The sequence below is a fragment of the Staphylococcus sp. HMSC035D11 genome (assembly GCF_001836075.1).
GTDB classification, from domain to species: Bacteria; Bacillota; Bacilli; order Staphylococcales; family Staphylococcaceae; genus Staphylococcus; species Staphylococcus hominis.
In genome coordinates this window covers 67939-74058 of the sequence record NZ_KV827232.1, presented here as the reverse complement: position 1 = coordinate 74058, position 6120 = coordinate 67939, and the positions used below count along the sequence as shown (strand labels likewise).

Here is a 6120-nt window from a genome sequence, read left to right as displayed (position 1 = left end):
TTTTTTTCTTTAATATTATTCCATTTACGTCCCATATTGTCATCTCGCTTTCTTACTCAATACTACTTATTATATAGTATTAATAATTTATTGTCTAAATTGAAAAAATGTTACTTCTTTAAAAAAAATAAAATACTGACAAAGCATCCCCCTGTCAGTACTCTCCCAATTCATTTAGTTAATTACTTAAAAATCTTTCTACATCATTAAATAAAGCATTAAATTGATCAATATTAGATTTGTTCATATAGATAAAAATTTTACGTTCATCTTCTGTTGATCGAACCTTACTTAATTTCTCTTTTTCTATTAGTCTGCGTATAGAAACAAGTAATTTTGTTCTACTTAATTCTAGTTCTTCAATTGCAACTTTTAAGAATGTTTGCATTAAAATTTGATCGTCTGCTGTGTATTCGTAAGCTAATTTTAATAAAGCTAAATCATTTAAGGTTAGTTTGTATTCTTTGTCTATATATCCAGACAACGCTTTATATTGTTTATAGATTTTCAGCAAGCGATTTAATTCATCGTTACTCAAGCATTTGCACCTCCAATAAAAGCGAACAATTCAACATATATTATCCTTTAATTTTGGAGTTCTGTCTTTTGCATTTGTTTTGAATTTTTTGTTAAATTTACCAACAAACTCAAATATTGTTGTGCAAAACTTTTTTGAGATGAAATTTATTATTTATATATCTCAATTATATAAAGCCCGTTATAATCAAGTTTAATTTGTAATGCCTCTTTATTAAAGTCATGTTCTCTAATTTTAAAAGAAGAATGTAATAAATGATTTACTTTCTTCAAGAATGTTTTAGACCATTGATAACGATTACGTATGTCTTCAGTAATAATATGATTAATATTGCCATTATAATCATCAATCTTTTGAATTTTTATAAGATGATTTTTATTTGTCTTATGTTTAAAATCTACATATATATCAGTTTTTTCATAATTAGCATTTCGTGATTCACTTTCTAGAACACGCCAATCATATATAAATAGTATGAATTTATTTTCTTTTTCAATCACTATATAGTGATCTTTAATGTATTTTGGTTCCTGACTAAGCGTCATGATATATGCCATCATTGTCCCTAATATTGTTTTAAAACCTTTTTCATCAAAAAGATGTAAAGCATTAAATTGATGACTATCCTGTCTAAAATTGAAACCAATACCATCAAAGTGTTGAGCTGATTTAATGTTTGTTTCTACAATTAACGGGGCACTACTATTTAAGTCATTATATTCACTATTTAAAAACGCATGATTTTCAACGTTTAAAAATATGATTCTTTGATTTTCTAAATCAATGTGATTTAAAATTTCACGTATATTTTGATAATGTAATATATTCTTTACTAATAAACGATTATTATCTTCTATTAAATAGGGTTGATTTAGTTTTGAATTATCAATAAACAGAAATTGGAAATTCACTCTTTTAATTTGCGATTCTAAAGTTTTAAACAAAACTGGATTATTTAGCAAGTTACTAATTTCTAATCCAAAAGAAAACCGATTTGTTTTATGTTGTATTTTTAATATCATACGATAAATGGCTTTTAAATCAATCTTTTCTAAATCAAAAACAATCCCTAATTCGTGATTTACATTTACTTCAACTTGGTTTATTTCAAGATAATCTAATACATTTTCATATGTCATTTCAAGGAAGTCAATTAGATTTAAATCCTCAAGTTTAAAACTTATATTTAGATTTTTTCTAATAATATATTCAAATATTCGCTGAAGTTCTTTAACAGTGAAGTGTTCTTTTATTTCTTTCATATCCGCTCTTACATAAATCATTAATGACGGACTCTCGTCAAGATAATCGATATATTTCTCTAAAAATAACAGTTTTATTTCTTCAATCGTATTGATCTGTACTACACATTGATAAGGTTTAATAAACGTATCTAATTTTGAATCGATATATATTTTATGTTCTGTTTTCTTTTGATAATAATATTGTTGTGACTGAATCATATCTCTTATATTTTGTAAACTATCATCAATATGAGTTTCATAATCCATAAAAATCATTTTTTCATATTTATTACACGATCTATATTCATTTGGTGTCATTCCCATATAACTTTTGAACGTTTTAGAATAACTTGATGCATTACTAAACCCTACTTTTTCACTAATTAAACTAATCGTATCGTTTGTTTTCAATAATAATTCAAATGAATTTGCAATCTTCAAAGTGTCTACATAAGTTTTAAAACTAATATTTAACAACTGTGTAAATTGTGATGATAAATTAGATTTAGATGTAAATAGATTAGATGAAACGTCTTTTAATGTTAATTTCTTTTCAATATTTTCGTTAATATAGTCTAATACTTCACTTAACTCCCCATAATAAGCATAATTATATTGATCATTAGCAATATCTATTTCAACACTACCTTGTCTTCCAATAATTTGAACAATGTCAACTATGTATTTGTTATCTTCTGAAACAGATTTATGATTAATATGATTCATTGTTATCTGTAATAATGCTTTTTTTATTGCATTAATAGATTTAACTAAATTAATTGAATATTTATAATCAAAGAAATTAAATCCTTCTTCTTTAAACCAATCACTTGCAATATAAATCATTATTGTTTTCTCATTCTTATTAATTGAAAAAATATCTTTATTGTTTATAACGTAGATATCGTTATTAATCGTCACTTTTTTGGCAAAATGTTGAATTTCTAATGAACCTTTTATTGGGAACAGCAATATGATACCATCTTGACAACGTGTCATTTGATATTCATGCTTAGTAAGTACGTGAAAATACCCATTAGACATATACTAACCTCTTTCTAATCTTGGTAGTCCTTCTTTTAATGTGTTTATATAAAAATGCTAATTTATAAGTGTTTAAATGTAAATCTATCACAACATTAATACTAAATCAAAAATACGTATAAAATTAAATTAAGTTTAATTTTATATTAAATACATTTCATAATTATTTAAAAAAGATGCTCTATAATTGCCTTCTTACTTTAATAAAATAAACAGCTTTAGACTACTCTTTATTTAAAATGTTTTGAAAACAATGTGAGAACATCTTTTCTAAATATTCAACTTATTATAAATATGAATGTCTAGTTTTTAAAGCGATTTGCTAAATTCAATATATCTTTGATGATATTTAATAAATTAAGAAATAAATTAAAACCCATTTCTCTTGGCGTAAATCTACCATGTTTCATACGATTAAAATCAAATAATGTATATAGTAAAAACAAGACTAAACTAACCATTGTAATAACGATATGGAATATTGAATTACGAATAAATAAGCCAACTAGACTAGCAATAATAAGCGCAATTAATGTTACAAATAAATATTTACCTAAGCTAGAAGCATCATTAATGACAAAATACCCCAATATTCCAAATACAATGAACGCTATAATGGCTAACAATATATTTTTATAAAAAACGTCTGCGCCTAAATTTTGCATATACATTGAAAATGTTGCATACGATAATAAGCCAATAATAATAGCATAGATATGCGAAATAATAAGACCATATTTACGTGCTCTTTTAATAAATAACGTCGCTAATACAATAACAAATAATGTGATTGATAAAGGACGTCGCCATTCTACAGGCAAATATTGACCTAAATAACAGCCAATCCCAAAAATAAGCCAATAATATGTAAAAAATAGCCAAACTTTACGATATGCATGGTTTTGTTGAGTATTATCTTTTGAACGTGCGTTTTGATGTTGATGATTTACTAAATTTGAAGAACTCGACATCTTATACTCCTCTTTTAAATAGTATCTTACATTAATTGTACAATATTTGTTGAAAATAAAAAAATAGTATAATTTATTTACTTTTAAGTAGGTATCTTATCAAGAAAATACAAAAATTATTACAAGTTTAAATCATTAAAAACAATTCAACTTACCTCTTACACGATACGTCCTTGCTTCAATTTTACTGTAAGAAATATTACAAATTTCTTTTTAAAGCAATTTAATTTTATCTAAATAAAACTGTTAAAAACTACTGTATCAAGGGTTTTTATCTATTTACAAAAAATAGTATTACTTTTAATCATATTACAAGATAATAACAACCCACATATTCTTATATTTTTTTGATAGTATATGCATGTGATATAAAAAGGTAAATTATACAAATTTAACAATATTAAATTCTAAAAATAAATTTTAAAATTCAAGGAGGATACGTAGTTTGAAAAAGTTAGCTTTTACGTTATCTATTGCGTCAGGAGCTGTAGCATTTTTCTCTCATCATGCTGAAGCATCAACACAACATACTGTTCAACCTGGAGATTCTTTATGGAGTATTGCAAACAAATACAATACCACTATTGATGAGCTTAAACGAAATAATCAATTAAATGGTAATTTAATTTTTCCAGGACAAGTACTAACTATTAATGGATCGTCAACTACAACATCAAGTAGTTTATCAAGTAAGTCTTCTACTACTTATACTGTTCAATCTGGTGATTCACTTTCTCGTATCGCTAATAAATATGGAACTTCAGTTACTAACTTAATGAATGCAAATAATTTGAAAAATTATTTAATTTACCCTGGTCAAGTATTAAAAATTCCAAGTAGTTCGAGTACTACAAACTCATCATCTACTAATGCTTCTCAAAGCACTGGTTATGTTTCACCAACCTTTAACCATCAAAATTTATACACTGCTGGTCAATGTACATGGTATGTGTTTAATCGTCGCGCCCAAGCTGGATCACCCATTAGTACATATTGGTCTGATGCTAAGTATTGGACTTATAATGCTGCCTCAGATGGTTATATTGTTAATCATACTCCTACTGTTGGAGCAATTATGCAATCGACTGCTGGGTATTATGGCCATGTAGCATACGTGGAGCGTGTGAATCCAGATGGTAGTATTCTAATTTCAGAAATGAATTATACGTATGGCCCTTATAACACAGATACTCGTGTGATTCCTGCTTCATTAGTTTCTAACTATAACTATATTCATTAATATGATTCAAACCACAAAATAAGCTTGAGACATGTTTATGTCTCAAGCTTATTTTGTGGTTATTTTACCTTAAAGAAAAATATTTAAAATCCAAAATATAATTGCTGCTAAAATAGCAGAAATTGGCAATGTAATAATCCATGTAATAATCATACGTTGAGCTGTATTCCACTTTACACCTTTTGCACGATTTGATGCACCTACACCTAAAATTGATGACGATACAACATGTGTTGTAGATAATGGAAAGTGTAATGATGAAGCAACGAAAATCGTTAATGCTGAAGATAAATCAGCAGCTGCCCCATTAGCAGGTCGTATTTTCATTATATTTCCGCCTACTGTTTTAATAATTTTCCAACCACCAATTGCAGTTCCTAGACCCATTGCTGTGGCACAAGCAATTTTAACCCATAATACTGGTTCCACATTCGATGGATCTTGTAAATTCGCTACAATCAAAGCAAGAGTAATAATACCCATTGATTTTTGAGCATCATTTGTACCATGTGAAAACGATTGAAGCGCTGCAGTAAACATTTGGAAAAAGCGGAAATTACGATTTGCTCTCGTAAGATTCGCATTTTTAAAAACAATTTTAACAATTGTATACATGATAAAACCAACACAAAATGCGATAATTGGTGAAATAATTAATACAATGATAATCTTAGTAAAACCTTGGTAATGTAATACTGTAAACCCCTGTGCAGCTATTGCAGCTCCAGCAATAGCGCCGATTAAGGCATGAGATGAAGAACTTGGTATACCATATAACCAAGTAACCAAATTCCAAACAATAGCAGCGATAATAGCCGCTAATACTACTACTAGACCATTTTGTAATTTAAATGGATCTACGATATCTTTAGTAATTGTTCCAGCTACCCCTGTAAAAGTAAGTGCACCTATAAAGTTCATAATTGCCGCTAGAAGAATAGCTGTTCTTGGTGTCAATGCACGTGTAGAAACCGCAGTAGCAATTGCATTTGCTGTATCATGAAAGCCATTGATAAAGTCAAAGACTAAAGAAAATGCAACGATAGCTATAGTGATGACTAATACATATTCCATAATTTAAAA

At 27.4% G+C, this 6120-nt stretch carries 5 protein-coding genes; 1 reads left to right on the top strand and 4 read right to left on the bottom strand.

All coding sequences use genetic code 11. The features are described from left to right. Positions 1–178: 178 nt before the first annotated feature. The 3 genes from HMPREF2647_RS04705 to HMPREF2647_RS04695 form a co-directional block, all read right to left on the bottom strand. Positions 179–538: a transcriptional regulator, SarA/Rot family gene (locus HMPREF2647_RS04705; protein ID WP_017175993.1), complete on the bottom strand. Its 360-nt coding sequence runs from the start codon at positions 536–538 to the stop codon at positions 179–181. Between the two features lie 149 nt (positions 539–687). Next, positions 688–2826 carry a helix-turn-helix transcriptional regulator gene (locus HMPREF2647_RS04700; RefSeq protein ID WP_070859598.1) on the bottom strand — a complete coding sequence of 713 codons (2139 nt, stop codon included), beginning with the start codon at positions 2824–2826 and terminating at the stop codon, positions 688–690. A gap of 302 nt (positions 2827–3128) precedes the next feature. After that, on the bottom strand, positions 3129–3797 hold the full coding sequence (locus HMPREF2647_RS04695; protein ID WP_070859595.1) for a Bax inhibitor-1/YccA family protein: 669 nt from the start codon (positions 3795–3797) through the stop codon (positions 3129–3131). Between the two features lie 445 nt (positions 3798–4242). Between HMPREF2647_RS04695 and HMPREF2647_RS04690 the strand changes: the two genes are divergently transcribed. Continuing rightward, positions 4243–5037: a CHAP domain-containing protein gene (locus HMPREF2647_RS04690; protein ID WP_049379650.1), complete on the top strand. Its 795-nt coding sequence runs from the start codon at positions 4243–4245 to the stop codon at positions 5035–5037. Positions 5038–5106: 69 nt separating this feature from the next. On the opposite strand, the gene HMPREF2647_RS04685 is transcribed toward HMPREF2647_RS04690, so the two are convergent. After that, positions 5107–6111 carry an inorganic phosphate transporter gene (locus HMPREF2647_RS04685; RefSeq protein WP_049379651.1) on the bottom strand — a complete coding sequence of 335 codons (1005 nt, stop codon included), beginning with the start codon at positions 6109–6111 and terminating at the stop codon, positions 5107–5109. Positions 6112–6120 lie beyond the last annotated feature (9 nt).

Coding starts and splice junctions, on each gene's coding strand:
- HMPREF2647_RS04685 (WP_049379651.1), bottom strand. CDS start 6,111: ATGGAATATGTATTAGTCATCACTATAGCTATCGTTGCATTTTCTTTA.
- HMPREF2647_RS04695 (WP_070859595.1), bottom strand. CDS start 3,797: ATGTCGAGTTCTTCAAATTTAGTAAATCATCAACATCAAAACGCACGT.
- HMPREF2647_RS04700 (WP_070859598.1), bottom strand. CDS start 2,826: ATGTCTAATGGGTATTTTCACGTACTTACTAAGCATGAATATCAAATG.